The following is a 26,640-nucleotide window of genomic DNA, read 5'->3' as shown; positions in this document are numbered from 1 at the left end:
TTAGAAAGCAGCGGAATTGTATGAGGCCCATGGATGCACTGTCCAGATAGATTCGCGTCAGCGGTTCAGCTTCTCCAGCACCAGCGGTGCAATCTGCGAGACATTTCCTGCCCCGAGCGTCACGATGGCGTCGCCATCCTGCGCGCGGGCTACCACTTCCGCCACTGCTTCCTCGGCGCTGGCCGCGTACTTCACATCCTCACGCCGTCCGATATCCGCCACCAGGGCCTGGGTGGTAATGCCGGGAATCGGCTCTTCGCTCGCGGCATAGATGTCCAGCATTTCGACGGTAGAGGCGTCATCGAAACACGTTGCAAACTCGTGCATCAGGTCGCGGGTGCGGCTGTAGCGGTGCGGCTGAAAGATGACGTGGATGCGACCGTATCCGCACTCGCGCGCGGCACGGAGAGTAGCGCGAATCTCGGTAGGGTGATGCCCGTAGTCGTCGATGACGGAGATGTTTCGCACGCAGCCCTTGAGCTGAAAGCGGCGATCGACGCCACGAAAGTTCTTCAGCCCCTGCGCGATGGCGTCGGAGCCGATCTCGAGCTGCGCCGCGATGGCAACCGCCGCGGTCGCGTTCAGCACGTTGTGCATGCCGGGCACGTGCAGTTCAAACGGGCCGAGAACAACCTCATCGGCTGCGACCTCGAAGCGTGCGCGTGCGTCGCCCGCGAGCGGCAGCATGCGCAGCACGTAATCCGCGCTGGAGTTGGTGCCGTAGGTAAAGACTCGGCGGCGCACCCGCGGCAGAATGGCCGCCAGCATGGGGTTGTCGAGGCAGGCGACGCAAGCTCCGTAGAAAGGCACGCGATCCATGAACTCGATGAAGGCGTTCTCCACGTCGGCCATGTCGCGATAGCAATCCATGTGCTCGCGGTCGAGGTTGGTCACGACGGCGAGAATCGGCGACAGCTTCAGGAAGGAGCGGTCGCTCTCATCGGCTTCGGCGACGAGGTACTGCGACTTGCCGAGGCGTGCGTTCGAGCCGAGCGCGTCCACGCGTCCACCGACAACGACCGTGGGGTCGAGTTCTCCGGCGGCTAATACGGTTGCGATCATCGACGTGGTCGTGGTCTTACCGTGCATGCCGGCAACGGCGATGCCGTATTTCAGGCGCATCAGCTCGGCCAGCATCTCCGCCCGCAGAATGACGGGAATCTTGCGGCGCCGTGCCTCTATCACCTCGGGATTGTGCTCGTTGATGGCCGAGCTCACCACGATGACGTTGGCTCCGACGACGTTCGCGGCCACATGCCCCTCGAAGACGGTCGCGCCAAGCGCGACGAGGCGGTCGGTGGTGGGCGTACGTCGCAGGTCTGACCCGCTGACAGTATTGCCTAGGTTGAGCAGGATCTCGGCGATGCCGCTCATGCCGATGCCGCCGATTCCGATAAAGTGAATGCGCTGGGCTTTAAGAAACATAAAGGCGTTTCTTCCATGCTATCGTCAAACCGCTTGCGATAGTCTGGACAGCGCCATGCGATTCCGTCTGTTTTCGCTCTGCCTGCTGTCCGCCGCCTTCGTTCTCACTGCACAGCCTGCGCCGCCGCATGTGCACATCGCGGCTGGAGATCTTGAGGGGACATACGACGACGCGGGGCCAATGGCCTTCCTGGGAATCCCCTACGCTGCGCCGCCGACCGGCGACCGCCGCTGGCGCGAGCCGCAGCCGGTCACGCCCTGGGGCCCGGTGCGGATGGTAAAGAGCTATGGACCGGCCTGCATGCAGCCGCAATCCTGGGCAAAGATTCCTCCATCGGAGATGAGTGAAGACTGCCTCTACCTGAATGTCTGGACGCCGTCGCTATCACCCTCCATCGCCGCCCCGGTCATGGTTTACCTGCACGGCGGCGGCTTCCTCAATGGCTCAGGAAACATCGACGGAGCCCGGCTAGCTTCGCACGGAGCCGTGGTCGTCACGGTCAACTACCGTCTGGGCGTATTCGGATTTCTGGCGCATCCCGGTCTCACCGCCGAGTCGCCGCATCACGCCTCGGGCAACTACGGACTGATGGACCAGATCGCCGCGCTGCGCTGGGTGCGCGACAACATCACGGCATTTGGCGGCGACGCGCGCAACATCACCGTCTTTGGAGAATCGGCGGGCGCAACCGCCATCGGCTACCTGATGGTCTCTCCATTGGCGCAGGGAGTGTTCGATAAAGCCATTCTTGAAAGCCCTTCGGGGCTGTTCACACCTGACCCGGAGCGCACGCGCGAGGTGCGCGGACTCACTTCCATGGATACGGTGGGGCTGGCGGTCGCTCCGAATATCGCGGAGTTACGCAACGCCTCCGTGCAGGAGGTGATGGACAAAGCCGATGCAGCCGTGAAGAAACTCTTCGGCCCCGGCGGCAGCGGCCACGTGCGCCTTAAGCCGGAAGGACATACACAGAATCCCGATGCCATCGACTCGCCATGGTGGGCCTTTACCGATGGCTACGTTGTGCCCGAACAGCACGCGAAGCTTTACGCCAACGGCAAGGCGATGCGGATTCCAGTGATGGTGGGAACGAATGCCGATGAAGGCACGGTCTTCCTCGGCAGCTTCGCCCCGAAGACGATGCCGGAATACGACGAGTACCTTGCGAAGACCTACGCGCCGTGCGGACGGCAGATGCGCGAAGCATATCCGGCCAAGACCGACAAAGACGTTCTGCCTGCTGCGGATCGCGTGGTGACTGACGCCTTCTTTCTCTACGGCAGCTTTGAGCTGGCGCGGACGCAGCATGGCTATCTCTACCGCTTCAGCCGCGTGGCTCCGGCAAATCAGAAGACCGGCGCGACGCATGGCAACGAGGTTCGGTACGTCTTCGGAGACACGCAGCGCGACGGATACGAGTCGCTCGACCATCGGCTCTCCGACCAGATGATGACCGCGTGGGTTCACTTCGCACGGACGGGAGATCCTCGGCTGATGCAAAGCTCTGACTGGACGCGCATCGGCTCCGACGATGAAACACCTTACATGGATTTCGGCGATACGTTGAGCGTGAAGAAGCTGCCTTACGGATCGATGCATGTCTTCGAAGATCTCTGGCCTGCATCGGGAAAAGTACCCACGTGTGAGAAGCGCTAGTCGCGCGGGTCTCTTCAATGGGCCTTCAGCCCTGAGGTCGATCTCCTCAGCGGCTGAAGCCGCGCTTGGTGGCATGACTTTGTGCGCAGGCTGAAGCCCGCGCCTGCCGTTTCCGAGACTTCTCTCCGTGACTTAGTGCGCAACTTTCCATCACATCCGTGTTTGTACAACCAGAGCGGTTCGGAAGAGCAAAGCTCAACCGAACAGACGGTTTCCGGCGATCGAAAGCAGTTCGACACCGGGCTGGAAAGGAGCTCTCATCATGAAAGGCTTTCTTCGTACTCTCGCACTTACCGGCATCGTCGCTGCTGCCGGAGCTGTAGCCGCCAAGCCCGCCGATGCCCAGGTTCGTTTCGGCATCGCCGTAGGAGTTCCTGCACCGGTTTATGCCGACAACTACATTCCTCCCTGCCCGGGGGATGGATATTTCTGGACCGCCGGTTATTACAACGCCGGCATCTGGGTTCCGGGACGCTGGGCTCGCCATGACTACTACGCCCCGCGCGGTTATTATGGCGGCCATTACGACCACCAGTTTTACGGCCGCGGGTACGATCATGGATTTGAAGGCCGTGGCGGACGCGGTTTCCGCCGGTAAGACCCTTACTTACGTACCCACTCGCCCCCCGGATGCCAAACAGCATCCGGGGGTTCGATTTTTACGGCGTCTACGCCGGTGCTTCTTTTCGCAATCCCCGCAACTATTCCCCGCATCTGTGTTTGTATAGACAGGCAGGCGAGATTCCAGGAAGGAAGGCTCACCGGCCACGCGCTCCCGGCGACGAAAGATTGGCGGCAGCGTGATGGAGGTTTCAGAGACATGCGTATCCTGCGCTCTTTAGCGATTCTGGTTTTGCTGGCGGTTCCGATGGCAATGGTTCCTGCCAAGGCAAACGCGCAGATTGCGGTCGGTATCGGCATTGGACCGGTGGTCGATTACCCGGCTCCGGTAGTTGTCGGCGCCGCTCCGTCCTGCGAGTGGGGTTATTACTCTTACTACCCGTATAGCTGCGCTCCCTATGGTTACTACGGCGCAGACTGGTTTTCGAACGGCATCTTCATCGGCGCGGGCCCGTGGTTCGGTGGCTGGTATGGCCATCCGTGGGGCTGGGGCTGGGGTCACGTAGGCTACTTCGGCGGCTGGCGCGGTTACGGCTACGGCTGGCATGGTGCTGGCTGGGGCTATCGCGGTGGCTGGGGCGGTGGTTACCGCGGCGGCTGGGGCGGCGGATATCGCGGCGGCTACGGCGGATACCACGGTGGTTACGGTGGCGGATACCGCGGCGGCTACGGTGGTGGATATCACGGTGGTTATGCCGGCGGATACCATGGCGGCTACGCTGGTGGAGCGCATGGGTTTAACGGCGGCGGATATCACGGCGGCAGCGCAGGCGGCTTCCATGGTGGTAGCGCCGGTGGGTTCCACGGCGGTGGTGGTGGCGGCTTCCACGGCGGTGGTGGCGGTCACGGCGGCGGCGGACACCGCTAAGTAGAAGTAAACAAAAGGCCCACTCTTCGGAGTGGGCCTTTTTCTGTCCCTGAAAGCTAGAAATAACGCTTCCAGCTCAAGAAGCTAGACGAATCGCTTCTCCGCCTGGATGGCCACCGCCATCTCGGCGATCTTCTGTGTGGCATCGGGATGCGCCAGCCCCCTCGCCGTGACCGACATCAGTTCCAGGGCCAACGGATCCAGCAGGAGGCGCTTGAGATCGTTCTGAAGCAGCTCTTCGGTCAGGTTCGATTCGAGCAGCATCGTCGCGGCTCCGGCCAGTGCCAGCACCTCGGCGTTCTTCCGCTGATGGTCATCGGCGGCCTGCGGAAACGGAATGAGCAAAGAGGGCTTGCCCGCCGCAGCGAGTTCGGCAACAGTACTGGCCCCGCTGCGGGACAGAACGAGGTCAGCGGCGGCAAAACGGCGAGGCATATCGTCAAGGAATGCGTGGACCTGCCAGCGATCGACCGGAGCATTACTCGCCTGGTAAGCGGCGAGTGTCGCCTCGGCGTGGCGGGCGCCAGCCTGATGCAGGATGGTGAGTCCGGGCACCGCTTCGAGCAGTGGAGCAGCGATCCGGGGCATGATCGTGTTCAGGATGCGCGCCCCCTGGCTGCCGCCAAAGACGAGCAGGTGAGGCGGTGCCGAGGCAGATCTCGGCGGCAGTTCGAAGAACGCCTTTCGAACCGGAATCCCCGTCACTTCAGCGTTGCGGAAAAACTTCTTCGCGGCTTCGAAGTTGATGGCCGCAGCACTGACACGCTTGCCGATCAGCCGGTTGGCGAGACCCGGATACGCGTTCGGCTCAAAAGCCAGCGTGGGCAGACCGAGCATCAGCGCCGCGCCCATCGCCGGACCGGAGGCATATCCACCTACACCGATAACCGTGTGCGGACGAAAGTCCTGAAGCAGCTTGCGGCAGCGTACAAAGCCAAGCGGCAGGTCGAGGAGCGTTCGCGCTTTCGTGGCCAGTGAGACGTTGTTGAGCTGACCGACGTGGATCAGCTCCAATGGATAACCAGCCTGCGGAACAAGCTTCGATTCGAGGCCCCTCGGTGTGCCGATGAAGAGAACATCGGCGCCGTGCCGGATACGAAGTTCGTCCGCGATGGCAACAGCTGGAATGATGTGACCGCCGGTACCGCCTCCGGCGATGGCAATGCGCATGTCCCTAATCGACCTCACGGGTGATGTTGAGCAGAACGCCGATCGACGCCAGAACGATGAACAGCGAAGTGCCACCGTAGGAGACGAGCGGGAGGGTAATGCCCTTCGTGGGGACGAGAGCCAGTACGACACTGATATTGAAGAAGGCCTGGATGAGCAGCGTTGCGGTGATGCCAAAGGCAAGAAAGCGCGCAAACGGATCCTTCGAAAGAATGGCTGCACGCATGCCGCGGTAGCCAAGGGTCGCGAACAGGCCGATGACGACCAGCGCCCCGATCAGCCCCAGCTCTTCGGCCAGGTTTGCAAAGATGTAGTCCGTATGGGACTCGGGCAGGTAAAAGAGCTTCTGCACGCCGTCCATGTAACCCAGTCCATGAAAGCCGCCAGTTCCTACCGCGATCAGCGACTGAATGATGTGAAAGCCTTTGCCCCGGGGGTCCGACTCGGGATTCATGAAGGCCAGAAGGCGATCACGGCGCCATTTGACCCTGAAGAGCATGAAGTAAAGCACCGGAGCTGCTGCCACGGCAGCCACACCGAGCCACTTCATATTCATACCGGCAAGGTAGAGCAACAAGGCGGTAACGGTGGCGCAGACCAGCGCTGTACCCAGATCGGGCTCCTTAAGAATCAGCGCAATGAAGAGCAGGCTGGGCAGAGCGGCAGGCAGAATCGTACCCCTGATGTCCTCGATTGAGTCCATGCGGTTCTGCAAAAACCAGGCAAGGAAGAGGATGAGTACGGGCTTGGCAATCTCCGACGGCTGGAACGAGAGAGGGCCGAAGCGGATCCACCGGTGCGCGCCATGCGAGTCGTGCATGAAGAAAGCGATCAGCAGCGCGACGACCGTAGTGCCGATAGCTGGAAAGACCACGTTGGGCCGGTTGTAGATCCGATAGTCCACCTTCATCAGGAGCGTCATGGCGGTCAGGCCAAGCGCCGCCCACTCCGACTGGCGGATGACGAAGAAGTAAGGAGAGCCGAAGCGCTGGCTGGCCATGACCGCCGACGCGCTGAAGACCATGAGCAGGCCGACGACAACCAGCATCAGCGTGGCTCCGTAGAGCCACTTATCTACACCGACGCGTTTTGCCATGGGCCCCCGGTTTCCTTCATCGGCTAGGCACTACCTGCGCGATACCCTGCACGAGTTCCTTGAATACCCTGCCGCGATGCTCGTAATTCTCAAACTGGTCAAAGCTGGAGCAGGCCGGGGCAAGCAGCACCACGTCACCCGGCTTGGCCGACTCGGCAGCCTTCTGCAGAGCATCTTCGAGGGTGCCCGCGGCTACAAGCGGCGCTGCGCCTTCCAGATGCGTGGTGATCTTTTCGGCAGCGGCCCCGATGGTGTAGACCGTGCGCACCCGCTCCTGGATCAGCGGACGCATCGTACGGTAATCGGAACCTTTGTCCTTGCCGCCCAGGATCAGGTGAATACCCTGCGGGAAGGCGGCGATAGCCTTGATGGCGGCGTCCACGTTGGTCGCCTTGGAGTCGTTGTAGTAGGCGACGCCGTTGACGCTGGCTACAAACTCCAGCCGGTGCTCGACGGCGCGGAAGCTCTCGACCGCAGCACGAATGGCCTCGGCTTCAACCCCGGCGAGGCGCGCGGCGCAGACGGCGGCGAGAACATTCTCGACATTATGCGAACCCTTCAGCGGGATCGAATCGAGCTTGAGGATGAACTCCGGCGCGGACGGCTCCGAGGCGCGGTAGACGATGGCTCCCTCGTGAACGAAAGCGCCCTGGCGAACGACACGCTTTGCACTGAACCAGTAGACGCGGCTCTTTGCGCGGGCGGCGGCGCGATGGGTCACATCGTCGTCGGCATTCAGTACCAAGGCGTCGTCCGCGTTCTGGTTCGCGAAGATCTTTTCCTTCGCCGCGACGTAGTTCTCAAAGCTGCCGTGGCGATCGAGGTGGTCGGGGGTGACATTGAGGATGACGGCGATATCCGGACGGAAGGTCTGGGTCGTTTCAAGCTGGAAGCTCGAGATTTCAAGCACCGACCAGCCATCTTCGCGGGACTCGTCGACCAGCGCGATGACCGGAATGCCAATGTTGCCGCCAACTGTAACCGGCAGCCCCGCAGCCGCTAGAATCTCTCCGCAAAGGCTGGTGGTCGTCGTCTTGCCGTTCGATCCGGTGATGGCAATGGTTTTGCCCTTCAGGTACTGCGAGGCCAGCTCGATTTCGCCGATGATCGGCAGGCCGAAGTTGCGCACCTGCGCCAGTTCCGGCGTATTGAGAGGGACGCCGGGGCTGACGACGATCAGATCCTGGCGGCGAAACGTGAGAAGGCCGTGGCCTCCGGCTTCGACGGCGATGCCCTGGTCCAGAAGCGCGGGCAGATCCTTGCCGAGCGCCTGGGCGCTGCGGACATCGGACACGGTCACCTGCGCGCCCCGGCGGCGCAAAAATAGAGCGGCAGCGAGGCCAGACTTACCCAACCCGACGACGAGGACTTTTTTGCCTTTGAATTCCATGTTCACGACTCTGATCTTATCGAAGGGCGTGCCGGACAGGCCATTGTTGCACGTCCGGCACTGTGATTATCGGAGCTTGAGGGTGGTGAGTGCAAAGAGTGCAAACACCAGGGCGAGGATCCAGAAGCGGGCAATGACCTTCGACTCCGACCAGCCGAGCAGCTCGAAGTGATGGTGGAGGGGCGCCATCTTGAAGATGCGTTTCCCTTTCCGCAACTTGTAACTACCCACCTGCAAAATAACCGAAGCGGCTTCCAGGACGAAAATGCCGCCAATGAGGGGCAGCAGAAGCTCCTGCCGGATAATGACGGCGACAGTGCCGATCGCCCCGCCGAGTGCGAGCGATCCAACATCGCCCATGAAAACCTCGGCCGGGTGGGCGTTGTACCAGAGGAAGCCGATGCTCGCCCCCACCATGGATCCGCAGAAGATAGTCAGCTCGCCGACCATTGGCATACGCGCCAGTTCAAGATAGTCGGAAAAGACGACGTGTCCGCTGACATAAGTGAGTACGGTCAGGGCGCCGGCGGTAATGATCGTGCAACCGATGGCGAGGCCGTCGAGGCCGTCGGTCAGATTTACGGCATTGCTCGAAGCCACCAGCACCAGCACGACGAACAGCACGAAGGGCAGGAAGGCGATCAGGGCGAGATGCGGAATATGCGAGAGCATCCCGATATGAAGATGCGGACGGAAGTTCTTGATAAACGGTACGGAGAGCTGGGTCGAGTAGCTGCCCTGCGTCTGCAGTGCAACCAGCGCGACGGCGACGCAGAGCGATGCGAGGATCTGGTACCCCATCTTGGCGCGCGAAGTCAGGCCGAGGTTCCGGCGGTGCACGACCTTAATGTAATCATCGGCGAAGCCGATAAGGCCGAAGGCGAGCGTCGATCCGACCGTGATCCAGACGAACGGATTGGACAGGTCAGACCACAGAAGTGTGGGCAGCAGAACGGCGATGCAGATCAGCACGCCACCCATGGTCGGAGTTCCCGCTTTTTTCTGGTGAGCCTTCGGGCCCTCCTCGCGGATGTACTGGCCGATCTGAAACTCCCGCAGTTTCTGTATGATGTAGGGGCCGACCAGCAGAGCAATCAAAAGTGCGGTGATGGTTGCAAAAGCCGTGCGGAAGGTCAGGTATCGGAAGACCCGGAAGGGTCGAAAGTACGGAAACAGCTTTTGATATAAGAGCCAGTAAAGCAAACTTCCTCCGGCGAGGTGGGTGTCCTGTTCATCATAAGGCAGGAGCGGCCTTCGGCGATCAATCGACCTGTTGTAACATCAAGCCCCTCCATGAATGAGAAGGGCTCGCAGGGCTTTCACGTTTATGGCGCAGGACAGCTTAACCATCTCAGCTTCGAGAGGAACGACGGACAGCACTCGTATCGTGCGTCTCGACGGCCCCCTCAATCTGCGGAACTTCATCCTGCTCAAGACGGAACTCGCCCGGGAACAGCCGGCGGTCACGATCCTCGACCTGGCGGGCGTACCCTACATGGACTCGGCCGGAATGGGCGTCATCATCAACTACTACGTCTCAGCGCAACGCCGGGGACACAAGCTGATCGCCTCGGGTGCAACTCCGCGGGTGATTGAGCTTTTCGAGCTGACGCACGTCGATGCCCTGATTCCGATGACTGCGACGGTCGACGAGGCGGAGAGGCTTTAAAGGCAGGGCTCAGGAATCAGGGATTCACTGGACGAAGTCCCGCTGATTGCTAAAAACCGCTTCACCAGCTAGATCAACTCTATTTCCCAAAGATCGTGCAGGTGTACGACCCCTTCGATCTTCCCTTCCGCGTCGACCGCGACCAGCGAAGTAATCTTCTTCTCTTCCATCAGGCTCAGGGCGCGCACGGCCAGCTGATCGGCTGAGATCGTCATCGGCTTCGGATTCATCGCTTCCCCAGCGGTCTTTTTGAGTGCCTCGGGACCGTCCTGCTCGAGCAGGCGGCGCAGGTCTCCGTCGCTGATAATGCCTACCAGCTTTCCCCCTGCTTCGACGGTCGTGACTCCCAGCTTCTTTCGCGACATTTCGTAGATGACCTCGGTCATCGAGGTCTCCGGTGTCACGCGCGGAATGGCCTCGCCGGTGTGCATCAGCTGGCGGATGTTCGCCAGCTTCTTGCCCAGCTTGCCCCCCGGGTGCAGACTGGCGAAATCTTCAGGCCGGAACCCTTTTCTGAGCGAAACCGCGATAGCCAATGCATCTCCGAGAGCCAGCATGGCAGTGGTGGAAGCTGTGGGCGCCAACCCCATGCCGCAGGCTTCGGCGGGAACGCCGCAATCGAGAGCCACATCGCTGGCTTTCGCGAGCGTGGAGTTCATATCGCAGCAAAAGCTGATCAGAGCGTCGCCGATGCGGCGAATCGTCACCAGAAGACGCAGAATCTCTTCGGTCTCTCCGCTGGCCGAGAGCGCGATGACCACATCTCCGCGGGTGAGCATGCCGAGGTCGCCATGAACCGCTTCAGCCGGGTGCAGAAAAAGCGCCGGACTTCCGGTAGAACTGAGCGTGGCCGCAATTTTCTGCGCGATGATGCCGCTCTTGCCCATGCCGGTCACGACGACACGTCCGCGAGCGTCGCCACACTGCTGCACGATCGACACCGCGCGCTCAAAGCCGGCGGCCATCGGGCCATCGAGACGTTCGGCAAGCGCGAGCAGCGCTTCGGCCTCAATGCGAACCAGCCGGGATGGTGTGTGTTCCGTCAAAGAGTCGATGCTATCAGAGGACAGCGGCTCGACTAGAATAAAGGGGAAGGCAAAGGCGGACAAAGACGTGAAACGGAATCTTCTGGTCGTTGCGGTAGTCGTTGCGGTATTGGCAGTCATGGTGTGGGCGGGTCTGGCGAATTATCGCCGCCGCGCCGCGGAACAGGCCAAGGCAAAGCAGATCCAGGCGGTGCTGTCGCAGTCCCCTACAAAGGGCACAGATTCTCCCGAGCCGGTTTTTACAAATCCCCTGGCCAACAAGCAGGCACCGGAATTCAAGCTGTCCGATACGAACGGCAAGAAGGTCTCGCTCTCGAGCTACAAAGGCAAGGCGGTCGTGATCGATTTCTGGGCGACATGGTGCGGCCCCTGCAAGGTTGAGATTCCTTGGCTGGTGAAGCTGCGCGGGCAGTATGCGGGCCAGGGGCTGGAGATCCTGGGTGTCTCAGAAGACGATCTCGACCTCGACGACCCGGCCGCGCTGCTCAAGGAAAAGCGCGAAATCGCGGAAGGCGCAGCGAAACTCGGAATCGATTATCCCGTGCTCTATGACGACAGCAATGTCGCAAAACCCTACGGGGGAATCGATAACCTGCCAACGACTTTCTACGTGGATCGCACCGGAAAGGTTGTAGGATCAACGGTCGGTCTCGTTGACCGGGACGAGATCGAGGCAAACATCAAGAAGGCGCTTGCCGGCGGAGACACAACGAAAGGCCAATCGTAGTGCGCCGCCTGATGGCATGCGCGGCGGTTGCCGCCCTGACAATGGCTGCCGGAGCGCAGAAACTGCCATGGCAGAACGATCCGGCGCCGGCCGACAAGAACCAGCTGGTGCATTTCCTCTATCCGGAACAGATACAGGTTGCTGCCGGACAGGACCGTGTCGTGGAGTTGCACTTCAAGGTCAATGACGGGCTGCACATCAACTCTCACGCGCCACGCGAGAAGAGCCTGATCCCGACGCAGCTGATGGTGATCGAGCCTCCGGGACTGAATATAGGTCCGGTCAACTTTCCCGCCGGAACGGACTACACCCTTGCTGCCGCTCCCAATGACAAACTGAGCGTATACACAGGCGAGTTCGTCGTACAGGCTCACGTCAAGGCCACGTCCGGCGACCACCTGATACAGGGCGCACTGCGCTACCAGGCCTGCGATACGAACTCCTGCTATCCGCCGCGCAAGGTTCCTGTAACGATCGACGTCGTCGCAAAGTAACTCGGTTTATCGCGCCATCGTGGCGCCCAGTCTTCCGGGATGCCTCGGCGCCGTACTGATGCGCTCCGCAAACGGTTTTGCGCAACTGCTCCAAGATCGTTGCACCTGCCTCAACAGCGTAAGTGTGGCGGGTGTCAACATCCGCGAGGATGACGGTTACTGCGGGAGACGCAGTTCTCGCAGGCGGTTCTGCATGCGCCTCGTCCTACTCTCGCTCACGCTGCGCGGGCGACGCTTTCGATCAATTGTTCCCGGCGGCTCAGGGCCACGCGATCCAGACGGCGGAGCCCGCTCCACCAGAACCAGGTGGACATGCACGCCAAACCCAGCAGGATCGGCACCGCGTAAGCCGGATCACCTCTGAAGAGAAACGGCAGATAAGCGAGCGCTCCCAGGCCTACGATTACCAGCTGAATCAGAATGCCAAGCAGTCCATTTCCTCCTGCTCCCCGTTCGCTTGAGAGGCGGGTAAGGTTCATTCCATATCCCATGGTCACGGAGAGGATGTTTCCCATCGCCAGTTGCAGGGGAAGCGCAAAGAGCAGCCAGCAGAATGTGACAGCCGCCACAACCGGGTCGGGACGCCCCATGCGAAAGCAGATCATCGCCGCGATCAGGGCCATCTCCGCAAGAAAGAGCGCGGCTTGAAAGAGATTCTTGCCCAGCAGCACCGTTCGCATCGGAGTTGGTGAAAGAAAGTAGAGCCGAAGCCCTGCGCCTTCGCCGCCAAGCGAGTTATAAATCATGCGGGTGAGTCCCAGGAACGCGTACGCCGCGCCCATCGGCAATGCGAATCCGCGATACGTGGCCACCTGTGCACCCGTCGCATGCGAGCTTAAAAAGAAAAGCACGAGGAAAGGCGGAGCCGCGAGGCTGTAGAGCAGCACGCCGCTGCGCCGAAGATATAACCACTCCTTTTCAAAGATGGCTGCGAGCGGAGTGGAATTCCTCATGCTGACGGTACTGAATCTCGTAGGCGTGCGCCGGGGGCGCAGTGCGGCACGTCCGCCCGCTGACTCGGCAGTCGTTTCTCCGCGATACTCGCCGCGCAGTCGCAGGGCTAGCAGGAGTGCAAAGACAAGAAGGAAGGCGGCGACCCCCACGGCGGGCGCGATGGCAGCCGTCCATTTACCTTGGGCTGCAAGCTGCACGGCAGAGGCCGCGAGCCCAGGCGGCAGAGGTTTCTGTAGGAGAAGGAACCATCGTTCCATCCTGGGAGCGGCGGACTGTATCCACGAAGAGCTGTTACGCAGCACGGGATTGAGAAACTGCACCGCGAGAAAGCAAAACAGCGTGAGCGTGCCGAGAACTTCGCGCGTACGTCGCTGCGCCAGCCACCGCTCCAGCCATGCGAAGATCGCGCGGCTCAACACAAAATTCATGAAGCCGAAAAGAGCGAGAACGACTGCGGCGGGCAGCGCCAGTCCGGGGCGAACGACTACCAGACCGGTCCAGATCCCCGTCAGCATGCAGCCGCCCAGCAATGTGGACAGTTCGAAGAAGCCAAAGACGAGATGCAGCCCGAAATAAGACGAAAAGCTGACCGGGAAACGCAGAAAGATGGAAAAGCCCTGGCTTCCTTTCGGCGACAGAAAGACCGGCATAAGCTGCCAGACGGCCATAACAGGCCACAACAGTAATGGCAGAAGCTGCCACTTTCCGCTACGCGCCAGCTGCGCCGCAAAAAAACCTTCCCCGAACGAGGCGAGCAGCCAGAGCACGAAAAAGAATGTCCCGGTCAGGATGCGGGCACCAAAGTCGAATCGCCCCTGCCGGGTACGAAACGAATGAATCAGCATCGACCGCCGCACCTGGGCAACAGCCGCCACCTGCCTCAGGAAAGCCACGAGAGCTCCGGAACGGTTTCTGCCTGCGATGCGCCGACGATGTTGAGAAAGATCTTTTCGAGCGTGATTTTTTCTCCGCCGGTCGATGTAACTCCCTCTCGCAGTTCTTCAAGCGATCCGTTGGCAACAAGCCTTCCCTTGTCGATGATGGCAACATGGCTGCAAAGACGCTCCACGATCTCGAGAACATGCGAGGTAAGAAAAATCGTCGCTCCACGATGAATCATCCCCTGCAACATGCCCTTCAGCGTAGTTGCAGCAACGGCGTCGAGTCCCTCGAAGGGCTCATCGAGAAAGAGCAGTTTCGGGCCATGAATGACGGCCGCGGCAAGTGCGAGTTTCTTTTGCATGCCGTGCGAGAAATCGGCAACAAGCTTCTTCGGCTCTGAAGCCAGCCCCATGAAGCCGAGCAACTCTTCAGAGCGGCTCGCTGTGGTTTCGCGGTCCAGACCATACATGCGTCCTACGAAGCGCAGGTACTCAGCCGCTGTAAGGCGTTCAAGCAACGCCATATTTTCCGGCACGACTCCGATCTGCCGCTTGAGTTCATAAGAGCCTGCGTTAAAACGCTGCCCGAGGATTTCGATCTCGCCGCCACTCGCTTCGAGCAGGCCGGTAAGCATCTTGATCGTGGTCGATTTACCTGCGCCATTCGGCCCGAGAAAACCGAAAAACTGCCCGGGAGTCACCGCCAGAGAAACATCGTCAACTGCGATGAAATCGCCGAACCTTCTCGTGAGGTTGCGACAGGCAATTGCGGGAGTGTCCATGGGCGCAAGCATAGCAAAGACAGGCCTCAGAATCCTCTTCGCTGCCTGTCTTCGCTCGTGCGGCGATTCCGCGGCGGCTTATTGCATCACGGTAAAAAGATTGCCCTGCTGTTCCAACGCCGCGATGATCTGGGTAATCGCATCCCCCTGCGTTTCCGACTCGGAGAGCTGCGTGGCCACCTTCGCGTCGTCGGTCTGGATGAGTGCGTTTTGCGACGACTGGAGTTGAACAGACTCGCTGCCGGCGTACGAACTCGATGCCGAAAGACGATCGATGGAATTGTCGAGCACCGACCGCTGCTGATCCACATAGTTCAGAGCCGAGTTGAGAGAAGAGATATCGGAGGAGGTGCTGGCCGAGGCCGACCCGCTGGAGAAATCCGCGATCAGGTTGTTCAGCGTGCTGAGAACATTGTCAGTACCGGTAAAGATCTGGTCGCCCGGCATGTTGGTCTGTATCTGCTGACCGGTGGGAGTCATCACGTAGCTGACGCCGTCATCGCCGTTGTACGTAACCGATGCAGGGCTGGTGGAAGTGTCGAGCGTGAAGGGCTCGGTCGTAGTCTGGCTTCCCGCAAAGAGATACTGCCCAAGGTAGGACGAGTTCGCAAGCGAGAGCACCTCGTCGCGGATGCCGGTCAGCTGTGTCGTCACCGTGGCAAGGTCGGAGGAGTTCGAAGTACCATTCGCAGCCTCCGTGGCAAGCGAGATCGCATTCGTGAGCTGTGTAACCACGTTGCCCAGCGCGGTGTCGGTCACCTGCAGCATGCTCTCCGCCGAACCGGCCGTGGTCGAAAAGGTATCGTTCGCACCGAGCTCGCTGATCAGCTGCGTGTTTAATCCTGCAGCCGCGGGATCGTCGCTCAGGCTGTTAAGGCTTACGCCACTCGATATCTCTTCAGTATATGTCTGCTCGTTCGCCGAGGTCAGATCAAGCGACTGTACAAGACTTGTGATGTAATTCGGATCGACGCGCATGATGCTCTCTCTTTCTTGCCGTTAGACGGAGAAGCCTTCCTGAATGCCAAGGTTAAGGGCCGAGCTGATGACGTTATCGAGAATGGTGAAGATCTTCGATGCCGCCTGGTAAGACTGCTCGAGCGTTTCAAGCGCCGAGGCTTCGTCGTTGAGGTTGACCGAGGAGTAGGAGTCGACCTGCTCCTGCAGCTGGGATACGGAAGCTTCCTGTGCCGTGTTTTCCGTGGACACCTGCGAGACCAGGCTGCCGATTGAGGAGAAAAAGTCGGAGAGATAATCTGATGGCGTAGTGCCGTCAACCACCGCCTGGTTCGCCAGGCTGGCCATGGCCAGCAGGTTTGTATCATCCCCCGGACCCGCGCCTGAAGCTGCAGCGGCGATCTGCGAAGGGTCGGTGATCGCGACCGAGATCGAAGCCGCTGCCCCAGAGGAGGTGGACGAGATATTGAAGATCGCCGTGCCGGGATTGCCATTCGCGTCCGATCCCGCTTCGTTCACCGCGTTCACCTGCGTAGCGAGATCGTAGGCCATGGTGTCGAGTGAGCTCATGATCCCCGGAATATCCTGATCACGTACCGTAAGAACACCGCCAAGCTCACCTCCACCGGATGCAAGCGAGGTGGTGATGTCGTTACCCTGGGAATCGAAGATATGCGTGGAGCCGTCAAGCGGACCGCTCGAAAGCGCATACGATTGCCCCTCGGAAACCAGCAGCGCGCCACTCGATGTGGTAATGGTCAGACCGTTGTTCTCCGTTTGAATCTGGTTGATGCCGACGAGTTGCGAAAGCTGCTCCACATCCTCCTCACGCTGGTCTTCGAGCGTCCCCGCATCCTGCCCAGGGTCCGTCGACTGGATCTCCTTGTTCAACTGGGCAATGGACTGCGTGAGCGAGTTCACCTGCGTAACGACGCTGGTGCTTTGCAGGTCGAGCTGATTCTGCTGGGCGGTCAACTGGGCCGAGGCTGACTGAAAATCGCTCGCCAGGTTCTGAGCGGCGGTAATCACCGACTGGCGCAACGGGTTGCTGTCCGGCGAAGCCTCAAGCGCGGAAATCGAGTCGAAGAAGCTGGAAAGATCCTGACTCAGGCCGCTGGTGGAAGAGGTGCCATCCGTGGCAGAGGTCGCCGAGGCATTGAAGATTCCCTCCACTTCCTCGAGGGCGCTCAGACGCGCGGTCGAGGAAGATGCTTCCTGCCCCTGCTGCTGCAGGGCCTGCACCAGAATCTTGTTGCGCTGCGAGGCCGCCCCGGTAACGCTGGCACCCTGGCCGTAACTGACTCCATTGATGGTGACCGGATCGTTCTCCTGCCAGGTCGGTACCTCCAGCGTGTAACCGGGAGTATTGGCGTTCGTCACATTGTTGGCGGTAATGTTCAGCGCCGCCTGGTCGGCGTCGAGCGCAGCCGTGACGATATTAAAAGCAATGCCCAGTGTGGCCATGTCTCTTTCCCTTTCGTCGTATCGATGACAAAAAACGGCCAGCACCCCGATTGCCGGCTGGCGATAAAACTACCTGCTGTAGCCCCGGTCTACAGCCCCACCTTCACGCCCAAGCAGGCGCAGGTTGCGCCGCGTCCGCGCAAGCAGCGAGGCCAGCATCAGCATCTTCGGAACAACTCGCTCGCCATGCCCTGCGGCCTGCGGCAGCTGGCCGTATTCCACCCGCGCCAGCAGGCCACTCAGCCTGCCGGCATCCTTTGCCAGCAGCAGACGAATTGCCTCTTCGAGAATCCGCTCAACGGATTCCGGACGATCCTGTTTGCTTTCCTGCTCGACCATGTTGTTTTGCCTTTTGCCTTCTGCCTTCCGGACTTTCTAACGTGTGAGCGAGTCGATCAGCTTCGCCGCGACATCCGAACTGCTGACCTGGTAGGTGCCGCTCGCCAGCGCGTTTTGCACCTCTGCGACCTTCGCCATGTCCACATCGGGCAGACCGATAGCCTGCGATACCAGCGTCGAGGCAGAGCTCAGGCTGGTCTGATCCGCAGATCTCGCCGAGGTCTGGCCTTTCCCTTGCGATGAGAGTGAAGAAGCTCCCGTCCCTGCCTGGGAGCGTGTTACCGCGCCTGTCTCCGCCGGAGCGATTGGCTGCATCTTGTGAACGTTCATTCGCGTCTCCTCACCCGGCTTATCGGCGCAGATGAGAAATACTTTAGTAATAAGAAACCTTCTCTTCTGCTCAAGAACCTTTAATAAAACCTTTGTTTTCAGCTCCCACCTTTGTGTCACCCTGGGGGCGAGTTGTCCGAAAATGATCCAGTATTTTGGTCGCGATGCCGAAGCCTCCCCGCTCGGAGATGGCCGTCGCCAGCGCCTCGGAGCCGTAGCTCATCAGCGCCCCGGTGCTGCCCTCCCCTTCATCGCTCTCTCCGTCTTCACCTTTCTCCTCGAAGAGGGAATCGTGCTCAAGCGGTTTGAGAAACTCCTTCATCAGGCTGGCCTCAAACTCATGGGCAGCTTTGCCCAGCCTCGGGTTATCAGACGATATCGGCTGCTGATTGCTCGAAAGAGCGTTCACGGAAAGACTCATTACATAACCTCCAGTTCAGCCTCAAGTGCCTGCGCTTCCTTCATTGCCTGCAGTATCGAGATGATGTCGCGCGCGGTCGCGCCGATCTGCTGCAGGTTCGCGACCAGGTCATCCACCGTCGCTCCTTCTTTCAGCTCGATGCGGTTTGCGGGCTTGTCCTGCGCATCGATCGTCGTCTGTTGCACCACCTGCGTGGATCCTGAAGACAGGGCGTTGGGCTGCGATACCTGGTACTGGCTGATGACATTTACGACCAGCCCGCCATGAAGGATGGAGACCGGTTGCAAGCGCACGTTGCCGCCAATCACGACCGTTCCCGTGCGTTCGTTCACGACCACGCGGGCACGAGGAAAGGTTTCGATCTCCACCGACTCGACCCTGGCCAGCAGCTCAGGGATATCCGCCGAGGACGGCGGCTCGATCTCGATGCGCCGGCTGTCCACTGCCCTGGCCACCGTCCCTGCCACCTGCTGACGGATCGCGTCCGCCATCATGCTGGCCGTACGAAAGTCGGGATCGTTCAAGAGCAACGAGAGCTTCTTCATATGAGTGAGATCGAGAGGAACGGCGCGCTCGACGATCGCCCCGTCGGGAATGCGTCCAGTCGTGGGATGGTTGAGCGAGCGCGTATTACCGTTGGCAGTAACCGAATAACCACCCAGTACCAGCGGCCCCTGAGCCTGCGCGTAGATCTGCCCGTCGGGTCCATAGAGCGGCGTCATAAGAAGCAGCCCCCCCTCTATGCTGCGGGCATCTCCCGCAGAGGAGACCGTTACGTCAATCTTGTTACCGGGCCGCGCGAATGGAGGCAAAGTCGCCGCGATAAAAACGGCGGCCATATTCTGCGTACGCATGGAGGCCGTGGTCGCGTTTTGCGGCAGGTTCACGCCCATGCGTTCGAGCGCCGAAACCAGCGTCTGCAGAGGAAATACGGTCTGGGTACTGTCCCCGGTGCCGCGAAGTCCCACCACGATGCCATAACCTACCAGCTGGTTATCGCGGATACCTTCGACGGATGCCACATCCTTGACACGTACGCGTCGCGCAGCCACCCCGGCATCGGCCATGACAGCCGTCTGCGAAGAAACTACGGGACAGGCGACCAGCAACACGAGAGACAGAATCATGAGGCGCATGGGCTCTCCTAGAAGATCAGCAGCTTCTCAAGGAAGCGGACGACGGCATTCTGCCGGTAGGTGTAGTCATTGATGATGCCCTTGCCCACGACCTCGAGCTCAAGATCGGTAATGGCAGTCGAGAGAACCTGGTTCTGGGCGTTCACATCATCGGGCCTCACCAGTCCCCGCAGCTTGATCAGCTGCGTCTGCTGGTTGAATGTTGCCTGGCGCACCGCCTGGATCACGAATGTCCCGTTCGGCAATACGTCCACGACTTCGCCGCCAAGGATGGTACTAAGGCTGGAATCGGTCACGCTTTGCCCCTGCGCATTCAGCCCGGAAGCAGAGCTCTGGTTCAGCAGGTTATTCAGTGCATTGCCGCCACCGAGCTTGCCCAGCAGCGCGGAGATCTGCGAGGTTGCCGTGGAGGCCCGCGAGTTCTTCACAGTGCCGTCGGTCGAAGCGGTCAGGCTCTCTGAAACCACGATGGCGATCGGGTCGTGAATGTGGCTTGCCTTCACATCCGAAGTCATGCGTGTCAGCCGCCCGGTATCGATCCACAGCGAGCCCGGCGTGCGAACTTCAACCGCGCTCTCCGCACGCACGTGAGCGATGTAAGCCGCAAGCGCAGCATCCGGTGGCGAGGCTTTCGGGGCCGCCTTTTTTTTGTCCTGCGTGCTGCCCTGAATCAGCGGCGTGCCAACCAACAGGAAAACAATCGACGCGCAAATGAGCCGACCTCTGGAATGCATCAGTTCCCTCTCCATCCCGCAGGCGCGAGTTCGACCGAGCCGGGCCCGCGCACGATGCCACGCAGCGCGGCTGTGCCCAGGACACCGCGTACATGTATCGGCTGACCGACCTGCGCGGTTTCAAGAGCGACACTCTTTACATGTATTGCCGCCCCTGTACCGCTCCACAGATCCACCGCCGTGCCTGCACGGACCTCTTCCACGGCGACACGCGTTGAGGCCGTGAGTGGCTGTTGTCTTTGAGACTTCGAGCGGCACCAGCTTCGCGGGCCACTCCGGGTGCTCGCAGTTGACGACGCGCTGCCATCGTTGCCCGGTCGCCGCATCAGCCACCGCGGCCGGCAGGCCACAGGATGCGGCCTGCGCTGCTGCTGCCGCGCTCCATATCATGCCAAGTAGCAGAAGGATTCGCATCACGTTGGTTACTTCACCATGTTGTTAACTTCGCTGTACATGTCGTTGGCCGCGGTAATGACCTTCGAATTGCTTTCGTAAGCCCGCTGCGCGAGCACCATCTGTACAAAAGCCCCCACCACATCGACATTCGAGTTCTCAAGGTATCCCTGCTGCAGGGTACCCATGCCTTCCGTGCCGCCGGGATTGGCGAGCACAGCGTCGCCCGATGAGAGCGTCGACTGGTAGAGATTGCCGCCCATACTCTCGAGGCCCCCGGGATTGGCGAAGTTCGCCAGCTGAATCTGCCCAAGCTGCGTCGGGTTCTGCTGGCCGGGCATCGTGGCATTGACGACGCCATACTGCGTGATCGTGACAGCGGTCGCGGTCGGCGGGATGGTGATGTTTGGCACCAGCTGGTCGCCCTGCGCATCGACCATCGTTCCCTGGTTGTTTAGAAAGAAGTTTCCGGCACGCGTGTACGCCAGCGTCCCGTCGGGGCGCTGTACCTGAAAGAAACCGGCTCCCTGGATCTCCAGATCGTAGGTATTGTTGGTCTGGTTGGAGTCGCCCTGCGTCATGATCAACTCGGTCGCCGCGGACTTGGTTCCCAGGCCGATCTGCAGTCCGGCAGAGACCGTTTGCTGGCTTTGTCCGGCACCCGGTGTCACCAGGTTCTGGTAGATCATGTCCTGGAACTGTAACGCGCGCTGGCGAAAGCCGACCGTGGAAGAGTTCGCGAGGTTGTTGGCAATCGTGTCGAGGTTCATCTGCTGGGCGCTCATGCCGCTTGCAGCCGTGTACAAGGCTCGGATCATACTGGTCTCCTGAAATCGTCTTCTGGTGGAAGGGCTAAACCTTGGGCAGCTCTTCGCTGGCCGTTTTGTCAAACTCGTTGCTGAAGAGGGTGAGAGCTTTTTGCATCATCTCCGCCTGGCGCTGTACGAGAATGAGCTGCAATGTTCCCTGTATCGCGTCCTGGTTCGAGCCCTCAAGCGCGCCCTGATGCAGCGAACCCTTGGCCACAGATGGAGCCGCGCCATCGACCGGCGCATAGAGGTTAGTGCCCTCTGGGACGATGGAATTTGCGGAAGCAAACTTGAAGAGACCGAGATTGCCGGCAATGGCTCCGTCTACCGAGACGATGCCTTCCGAGCTGATGACCGTGTCTCCGGAGGGAATGCGCACCGGCAGCTTCTGCGCATTGAGCACCGCTTCGCCACGCTCATTGATGAGCGTTCCATCGATCGACCGTTGAAACTGGCCATCGCGCGTATAACGAATCCCGTTCTTCGCGCGTACCGCAAAGAAGCCCTCGCCTTCGATCGCCACATCAAGTGGATTACCTGTAGGCACGAGGGCACCCTGACCGAGATCGAGAGTATTGCCCCCGAGCACACCAAAATTGTTGACCGTGCGATTGAGCTGCGAAGAGAGGGCGTCGGGCCCCATGATGGCGGAGCGAAAATACTCTCGCTCCGCGCGGAAGCCCTTTGTGCCGGAATTGGAAAGATTGCTGGCTGCCGAATCAAGTGCTTCGGTGCGCGCGAGCAAACCGGAATACGCCGCATAGTAACCGCTGTCCACCTGCCGTACCTCCTGCTGCAGTAAGTTCATGCAGGAGATGGGCCAGAACGGGGCTATGCGGGTTAGAAAATCCTCATTGCATGGATTCGCACGTCAGGCTGATACCGAACGAGCACTCCGAAAAGCGATAGTAGCGCTCGATGCGGAACTCGGGCTTCTGAATGTGCAACTGGTAATGGGTTCCGCTGACCACGGTCGGCGTGGAGAGCATACAGCCGGAGGCAAGCAGTGGCTGCCGGCCCTTCCACGCGCCCGCCACCATATTGCTGATCTCACCGAGAGCATCCTTCACCGTGTCGTCAATGGTCTCCACAGTAACCCCGGAAAGGGTCGATGCCATCGCCATTGCTACCTGCTCTCCCACGCGCAGCACGCAGGTGCCACTCATCGCGCCCGCCAGACCAATGACCGCCGAGATCGTCTCCCGCTCTTCCATCGGACTTTCATTCACAGGCGTGCAGGGCTCACCCATCATCATGCTGAAGACTTCGTCCACGGCCGCGTCCAGATATTCGGCATAGGCGCCGAATTCGGCCGCTCCAGTCGTCAATGAGGCCATCTTTTCTTCTCCCAAAATCAGAAATTGTGGAACGGTTAGACTGCGCCAAGCAGCGGCAGCACACGTTCCTTAACCTGCTCCGGCGTAAATGGCTTACGGATATACCCTTGCGCACCCGCCAGGATCGCTTCCTTTACATGCTCCTCACTGCTTTCGGTTGTAATCATCACGACCGGCACCTCGGGGGCGAGATCTTCGGATCGAAGCTGGCGCAGGAACTCCAGGCCGTCCATATTGGGCATGTTGATGTCAGAAAGGATCAACTCCACCTTTTCCCGGCGCAGAATTTCCAGCGCATCGACGCCGCTTGCCGCCTCATGCACGTTCACCAGCGAAAGACCAGCCTGGCGAAGCGCGCGCTCCACGATCTTCCGCATCACCGAAGAGTCGTCCACAATCAGTGCAGAAATATCACTCATGCAATCCTCACGTAATGCTCTTATCGACCCCGCGGCGAGAAACTCTAGGAGAAGCTGCCGAGAGAACAGATAACGTCTTCCCAACCGTCGTTTTTCAATTGCGGTCGACCGTCTTCTTCACCGGGATGGCTCTTCCAGAAACGGACCCAGTACAGATCGTGCAGCCGGACAATGCGCATCTCTGCCGGTTTTTCCCGCTCGACCAGGCGGCCGAGAGAGCGCGCCAGAGCCTCGATTGAGGCCGCTTCCAGGATGCGGGTGCGGGGGAAGCGCGCTTTCAGCGCCTGCTGCTGCGCCGGCAAAAAGAGAGAGCTGCTCATCAGGCCAGCTTCCACCTTTAAGGAAGTCATACGTTCGATAGCCAGCGCCAGGCTGTGATCGATGCGATCCTCGAAGGCCAGATAGAGCTTCGAGGATACGGACGAAAGACGCAGCGGGAAGCAGCCAAAGCTGTCGATAAACAGCCGCGGAACCACGGGCAGCGGAGGGGCGCCGGGGATACTTGTCGCGGTAAAGACAGGGCAGTTCCACTGGATGCTCAACGCCTGCGTCACGCGATGCTCTTCCAGCCCCGCGTGATTCACCAGCCAGGCGCCAATACGCTCGGTACTGCCGCCCCGCTGTGCTTCCAGGGCCGCCCGCAGATCTTCGCGGGTGATCCACCCTTCGGCGAGCAGAACCAGGCCAAGGGGTACGCGATGACGGTGCAGCGCAGGCAGATCGCCCTGCTGCTGCCGCTCGCGCTTCAGCAGTCCTGCAATGCGCGCTTCGGTACAGGCCGGGCTGCATACCCAGCCGCCCTCGATGACCGGCGCGCGGCGGTTGCGCCACATCTGCAGCCAGCCGCTCGCACAGCTTTCATTGGCGCAGACCGGTAGCCACGCTGCAGCCCGTCCGCCATTCTCCACTTCGGAACGTCTCCCTAGAACAGGCATCGAATACTCTCCAGGGCCTTCTTCGGCTCTGCTACTTCGAGCACCTTCAGCCCGAAGCTGCCGTTGACAAGCACCACCTCGCCGCGAGCAACGATCTTGTCGCCAACCAGCAGATCGACCGGGTCAGAGACATGCCGGTCGAGTTCGACAACGTCGCCAGGGCCCAGCTCAAGCACTTCGTCGAGCGACATCTCACGCGAGCCGAAACGCAGGGAAGCCTCGAGCTCGACATCGAGCAGCAGGTCGATGGCCGCCGGACTGAACTTCGACGATGCACTGCTGCCGGCTTCCGGATGTACCGCTTCCCTCGCCTGCTCGGCAAACGCAATGACCATCGCCGCGTCGCCCTGCCTGAGCTCATAGGCCGCGGCAGGAAGCCCCGGTTGCCATGCCCTCTCTTCCACCGCGATAAAGGCAATCTCACTGCCTGCCGGAAAGATCGTCCGGGCTGCCTGCTCAAGCAGCCCGCGCCATAGCTCGGCGTCGCGAGTCCCATCGGGCGTATCCGGCGTGACACCGGCCACGGTCAGTATCCTGCGCAGCCCTTCCCTGTCCACCGCTACGGTAAAAAGCCCTGCTATCGCGCCACTCACGCGCAGAGAAAAGCAGAGGGCAGCCGCAGAGGGCATACGCTCGCCGGCTGCGAGGGTGGTCGCCGCTCCCAACTCGGAGCGGAAGAAGGCCGGAGCACCGGCCAGCCATCGTTCCAGAAGTGTCTTCATCGTTTCTCCTCAAATGGTTCAGTTGGACCGGGTATGTTTATGAAAGATGAGCACCGCGAAACTCACCGCGGCTGACGGGGGTCGCGCGGAAGAGCGGTACGCCTGAAACCTGGAACTCCGAGAGCTGGTGCGAGGCCAATGGCAGCTTCAGGATGCTGCCCGGCCGGAGTGACTCGATTGTCCGCGCCGGCAGCCTTCTCGAAGGCAGCTGCAGAGCGGCTCCGACCACGGCTTTTCCGATGCGCTCCCGCATCCGCTCCCTTGTCTCCACAGCGTGCCGGCGCTGGCGCGTCCAGTCACCGACCAGCCTGCGCAACACGGTATTCGATACCACGGCCGGGAAGGCGAGGTTCATCAGGCCGCTCGCACCCGGCATGCGCAGCTCGAAACTCAGGCAAAGTGTCTTCTCCGCAACCGGCATCAGGCGCGCGATCTGCGTCTGCATCTGGCGCTGCTCGAAGTGAAAGCTCAGCCCCACCGGCTGCCACGCCGAGCTAAGCTCACGGCAGATAACCTCGACCACGCTCGAAACGATCGACTCCTCGATATCCGTAAGCTCGCGTGGCATTTGCGTCTGCCCCTCGCCGCCGAGCAGCAGGTCGATCATCGAGGGCACCGGCGCAAGCTCCATCTGCATCACCGAAAGCGCCCGCAATGGCTCAAGGCGCACAGAGCAGACATAGGAGAGTTCCGGGATACGGAGCATGAACTCACTGAAGGGCATCTGCTCGGCCGAAACCAGGTTGACCTGGAAGGTGGTGCGCAGCCAGGCGCCGAGATTGTGCGTGAGATTACGGGCAAAGATATCGTTGAGCAGGCTGATGGCCCGCATCTGCTCGTTGCTGATCTGCCCGGAGCGCGCGAAGCTGTAAGACTGCACCGGCGTAGGCTTCTCCGGCGACGCAGCGGTTTTCTTGGCACGCGCCGCCTGAAAGAGAGCGTCAATTTCATCCTGCTTGAGAGTCTTTTCCATAGATCCTTACTCCGATTTCTTTGCAGGTTTTTTCATTGCACCCAGCGCGGAGCGCAGATGCAGCACCGCCGAGGCATGAATCTGCGAAACACGCGACTCCACTACACCGAGCGTGAGACCGATCTCCTTCATCGTCATCTCCTCGTAGTAGTAGAGAGTCATTACCAGCCGCTCACGCTCGGGAAGCTGATCGATCGCAGCCGCAAGACGGCTCTGCATCTCGCTCTTCAGGCAACGAAAGAGGGGATCTTCTTCGGGACTGTTCGGTATGTAGGCGAGCTCTTCCTCACCGGAATCCTCGCTGCGCTCCACATGCAACGTTCCGATCTCCAGGCCCTTCAGCTCACCCAGCAGCTGCTGGTACTCGCCCAGCTCCATGCCCATTTCGAGTGCGATCTCCGGCTCTGAAGGAGCCCGGCCCAGGCGTACTGTAAGGGCGCGAATCGCCTCTTCGAGCGCGCGCCCCTTGCGGCGCAGCTCACGCGGACTCCAGTCAAGAGTACGAAGGCTATCGAGAATCGCCCCGCGAATGCGGAACTGCGCATAGCTGCGAAACTGCACCTTCTTATTGGGATCGAATTTCTGAAAAGCATCGATCAGGCCGAGCACACCGGCACTCACCAGGTCGTCCATCTCCACATGCTGAGGAAGACGCTCGTGAATCTTTCGCGCCAGATAACGGACCGTTGGTAAGTGTTCGACGAGCATACGCTCCTGCTCGCTGGTCATCCCTCCCGCCTGCGTCTCTTTGTCCACCGTGGCTGAAACCCCTTGCAAGCCCGAATGCAGTATCGTTAGCGGCACCGCGTCGGTGCCATTCGTGCCCATCTCCGCGCCGGGCTGCATTTCTCTTCCCAAACACATGTCCTGCATCTCGTGTCGTATCCCCGC

30 protein-coding genes are annotated in these 26,640 nt (G+C 60.5%); 6 read left to right on the top strand and 24 right to left on the bottom strand.

Features of this window, described 5'->3' with window-relative positions; genetic code table 11:
• Positions 1-57 precede the first annotated feature (57 nt).
• Positions 58-1,425 (bottom strand): UDP-N-acetylmuramate--L-alanine ligase, encoded by a 1,368-nt coding sequence (murC, locus tag LJD29_RS15155; protein WP_446742388.1) that lies wholly within the window; start codon positions 1,423-1,425, stop codon positions 58-60.
• 55 nt (positions 1,426-1,480) lie between these two features.
• On the opposite strand from murC, the gene LJD29_RS15150 reads away from it, so the two are divergent.
• The 3 genes from LJD29_RS15150 (at position 1,481) to LJD29_RS15140 (ending at position 4,571) form a co-directional block, all read left to right on the top strand.
• A complete protein-coding gene (locus tag LJD29_RS15150; protein ID WP_446742387.1) occupies positions 1,481-3,082 on the top strand; it encodes a carboxylesterase/lipase family protein in 1,602 nt (533 codons plus the stop codon).
• Between the two features lie 262 nt (positions 3,083-3,344).
• Positions 3,345-3,680, top strand: a complete 336-nt coding sequence (locus LJD29_RS15145) for a hypothetical protein (protein ID WP_446742386.1) — start codon at positions 3,345-3,347, stop codon at positions 3,678-3,680.
• Between the two features lie 222 nt (positions 3,681-3,902).
• Positions 3,903-4,571, top strand: a complete 669-nt coding sequence (locus tag LJD29_RS15140; RefSeq protein WP_446742385.1) for a hypothetical protein — start codon at positions 3,903-3,905, stop codon at positions 4,569-4,571.
• An 84-nt stretch (positions 4,572-4,655) separates the two neighbouring features.
• On the opposite strand, the gene murG is transcribed toward LJD29_RS15140, so the two are convergent.
• The 4 genes from murG to mraY all read right to left on the bottom strand — a co-directional run bounded on the left by murG (position 4,656) and on the right by mraY (position 9,430).
• Positions 4,656-5,741: an undecaprenyldiphospho-muramoylpentapeptide beta-N-acetylglucosaminyltransferase gene (gene murG, locus LJD29_RS15135; protein WP_446742384.1), complete on the bottom strand. Its 1,086-nt coding sequence runs from the start codon at positions 5,739-5,741 to the stop codon at positions 4,656-4,658.
• 4 nt (positions 5,742-5,745) lie between these two features.
• Complete coding sequence (gene ftsW / locus LJD29_RS15130; RefSeq protein WP_446742383.1) at positions 5,746-6,837, bottom strand: putative lipid II flippase FtsW; 1,092 nt, start codon at positions 6,835-6,837, stop codon at positions 5,746-5,748.
• Positions 6,838-6,853: 16 nt separating this feature from the next.
• Positions 6,854-8,227: a UDP-N-acetylmuramoyl-L-alanine--D-glutamate ligase gene (gene murD / locus LJD29_RS15125; protein WP_446742382.1), complete on the bottom strand. Its 1,374-nt coding sequence runs from the start codon at positions 8,225-8,227 to the stop codon at positions 6,854-6,856.
• Positions 8,228-8,293: 66 nt separating this feature from the next.
• Positions 8,294-9,430, bottom strand: coding sequence for a phospho-N-acetylmuramoyl-pentapeptide-transferase (mraY, locus tag LJD29_RS15120; RefSeq protein ID WP_446742381.1), 1,137 nt, complete (start codon positions 9,428-9,430; stop codon positions 8,294-8,296).
• Between the two features lie 124 nt (positions 9,431-9,554).
• On the opposite strand from mraY, the gene LJD29_RS15115 reads away from it, so the two are divergent.
• On the top strand, positions 9,555-9,896 hold the full coding sequence (locus tag LJD29_RS15115) for an STAS domain-containing protein (RefSeq protein WP_446742380.1): 342 nt from the start codon (positions 9,555-9,557) through the stop codon (positions 9,894-9,896).
• Between the two features lie 68 nt (positions 9,897-9,964).
• On the opposite strand, the gene LJD29_RS15110 is transcribed toward LJD29_RS15115, so the two are convergent.
• The gene (locus tag LJD29_RS15110; RefSeq protein ID WP_446742379.1) at positions 9,965-10,942 is read right to left on the bottom strand and encodes a KpsF/GutQ family sugar-phosphate isomerase; all 978 of its coding nucleotides are present in this window, start codon (positions 10,940-10,942) and stop codon (positions 9,965-9,967) included.
• A gap of 67 nt (positions 10,943-11,009) precedes the next feature.
• Between LJD29_RS15110 and LJD29_RS15105 the strand changes: the two genes are divergently transcribed.
• Both LJD29_RS15105 and LJD29_RS15100 read left to right on the top strand, forming a co-directional pair.
• Positions 11,010-11,669: a TlpA family protein disulfide reductase gene (locus LJD29_RS15105; RefSeq protein WP_446742378.1), complete on the top strand. Its 660-nt coding sequence runs from the start codon at positions 11,010-11,012 to the stop codon at positions 11,667-11,669.
• Positions 11,669-12,163, top strand: a complete 495-nt coding sequence (locus tag LJD29_RS15100; protein ID WP_446742377.1) for a protein-disulfide reductase DsbD domain-containing protein — start codon at positions 11,669-11,671, stop codon at positions 12,161-12,163. Before LJD29_RS15105 ends, LJD29_RS15100 begins: the two co-directional genes overlap by 1 nt.
• 215 nt (positions 12,164-12,378) lie before the next feature.
• Here LJD29_RS15100 and LJD29_RS15095 read toward each other — a convergent pair whose 3' ends face one another.
• The 18 genes from LJD29_RS15095 to LJD29_RS15010 all read right to left on the bottom strand — a co-directional run bounded on the left by LJD29_RS15095 (position 12,379) and on the right by LJD29_RS15010 (position 26,613).
• Positions 12,379-14,010: a hypothetical protein gene (locus LJD29_RS15095; RefSeq protein WP_446742376.1), complete on the bottom strand. Its 1,632-nt coding sequence runs from the start codon at positions 14,008-14,010 to the stop codon at positions 12,379-12,381.
• The gene (locus tag LJD29_RS15090; RefSeq protein ID WP_446742375.1) at positions 13,998-14,780 is read right to left on the bottom strand and encodes an ABC transporter ATP-binding protein; all 783 of its coding nucleotides are present in this window, start codon (positions 14,778-14,780) and stop codon (positions 13,998-14,000) included. Before LJD29_RS15090 ends, LJD29_RS15095 begins: the two co-directional genes overlap by 13 nt.
• 78 nt (positions 14,781-14,858) lie before the next feature.
• Positions 14,859-15,758: a flagellar hook-associated protein FlgL gene (flgL, locus tag LJD29_RS15085; protein WP_446742374.1), complete on the bottom strand. Its 900-nt coding sequence runs from the start codon at positions 15,756-15,758 to the stop codon at positions 14,859-14,861.
• 21 nt (positions 15,759-15,779) lie between these two features.
• Complete coding sequence (gene flgK, locus LJD29_RS15080) at positions 15,780-17,201, bottom strand: flagellar hook-associated protein FlgK (protein WP_446742373.1); 1,422 nt, start codon at positions 17,199-17,201, stop codon at positions 15,780-15,782.
• Between the two features lie 69 nt (positions 17,202-17,270).
• Positions 17,271-17,540 (bottom strand): hypothetical protein, encoded by a 270-nt coding sequence (locus LJD29_RS15075; RefSeq protein WP_446742372.1) that lies wholly within the window; start codon positions 17,538-17,540, stop codon positions 17,271-17,273.
• Between the two features lie 36 nt (positions 17,541-17,576).
• The gene (gene flgM / locus LJD29_RS15070; RefSeq protein ID WP_446742371.1) at positions 17,577-17,870 is read right to left on the bottom strand and encodes a flagellar biosynthesis anti-sigma factor FlgM; all 294 of its coding nucleotides are present in this window, start codon (positions 17,868-17,870) and stop codon (positions 17,577-17,579) included.
• Between the two features lie 70 nt (positions 17,871-17,940).
• Positions 17,941-18,291 carry a hypothetical protein gene (locus LJD29_RS15065; RefSeq protein ID WP_446742370.1) on the bottom strand — a complete coding sequence of 117 codons (351 nt, stop codon included), beginning with the start codon at positions 18,289-18,291 and terminating at the stop codon, positions 17,941-17,943.
• Complete coding sequence (locus LJD29_RS15060) at positions 18,291-19,427, bottom strand: flagellar basal body P-ring protein FlgI (protein WP_446742369.1); 1,137 nt, start codon at positions 19,425-19,427, stop codon at positions 18,291-18,293. Before LJD29_RS15060 ends, LJD29_RS15065 begins: the two co-directional genes overlap by 1 nt.
• Before the next feature lie 8 nt (positions 19,428-19,435).
• Positions 19,436-20,161 carry a flagellar basal body L-ring protein FlgH gene (locus LJD29_RS15055; protein WP_446742368.1) on the bottom strand — a complete coding sequence of 242 codons (726 nt, stop codon included), beginning with the start codon at positions 20,159-20,161 and terminating at the stop codon, positions 19,436-19,438.
• Entirely contained in the window at positions 20,161-20,364 is a 204-nt protein-coding gene (locus LJD29_RS15050; RefSeq protein WP_446742367.1) for a hypothetical protein, read from the bottom strand. Before LJD29_RS15050 ends, LJD29_RS15055 begins: the two co-directional genes overlap by 1 nt.
• Positions 20,365-20,583: 219 nt before the next feature.
• Positions 20,584-21,372 carry a flagellar basal-body rod protein FlgG gene (gene flgG, locus LJD29_RS15045; protein WP_446742366.1) on the bottom strand — a complete coding sequence of 263 codons (789 nt, stop codon included), beginning with the start codon at positions 21,370-21,372 and terminating at the stop codon, positions 20,584-20,586.
• A 34-nt stretch (positions 21,373-21,406) separates the two neighbouring features.
• The gene (locus LJD29_RS15040; protein ID WP_446742365.1) at positions 21,407-22,171 is read right to left on the bottom strand and encodes a flagellar hook-basal body protein; all 765 of its coding nucleotides are present in this window, start codon (positions 22,169-22,171) and stop codon (positions 21,407-21,409) included.
• 43 nt (positions 22,172-22,214) lie between these two features.
• Positions 22,215-22,700 carry a chemotaxis protein CheX gene (locus tag LJD29_RS15035; RefSeq protein WP_446742364.1) on the bottom strand — a complete coding sequence of 162 codons (486 nt, stop codon included), beginning with the start codon at positions 22,698-22,700 and terminating at the stop codon, positions 22,215-22,217.
• A gap of 35 nt (positions 22,701-22,735) precedes the next feature.
• Positions 22,736-23,119, bottom strand: a complete 384-nt coding sequence (locus tag LJD29_RS15030; RefSeq protein ID WP_446742363.1) for a response regulator — start codon at positions 23,117-23,119, stop codon at positions 22,736-22,738.
• Positions 23,120-23,163: 44 nt separating this feature from the next.
• On the bottom strand, positions 23,164-24,054 hold the full coding sequence (locus tag LJD29_RS15025) for a hypothetical protein (protein WP_446742362.1): 891 nt from the start codon (positions 24,052-24,054) through the stop codon (positions 23,164-23,166).
• Entirely contained in the window at positions 24,042-24,776 is a 735-nt protein-coding gene (locus LJD29_RS15020) for a FliM/FliN family flagellar motor switch protein (protein WP_446742361.1), read from the bottom strand. The genes LJD29_RS15025 and LJD29_RS15020 overlap by 13 nt, the downstream gene beginning before the upstream one ends.
• Before the next feature lie 37 nt (positions 24,777-24,813).
• Complete coding sequence (locus LJD29_RS15015) at positions 24,814-25,749, bottom strand: flagellar motor switch protein FliM (RefSeq protein WP_446742360.1); 936 nt, start codon at positions 25,747-25,749, stop codon at positions 24,814-24,816.
• A gap of 6 nt (positions 25,750-25,755) precedes the next feature.
• Positions 25,756-26,613 carry a FliA/WhiG family RNA polymerase sigma factor gene (locus LJD29_RS15010; RefSeq protein ID WP_446742359.1) on the bottom strand — a complete coding sequence of 286 codons (858 nt, stop codon included), beginning with the start codon at positions 26,611-26,613 and terminating at the stop codon, positions 25,756-25,758.
• Positions 26,614-26,640 lie beyond the last annotated feature (27 nt).

The sequence above is a fragment of the Silvibacterium acidisoli genome (assembly GCA_022870745.1).
GTDB lineage: Bacteria > Acidobacteriota > Terriglobia > Terriglobales > Acidobacteriaceae > Silvibacterium.
The sequence above is the reverse complement of the archived record's forward strand: the minus strand, read 5'-3'. Positions and strand labels throughout refer to the sequence as shown.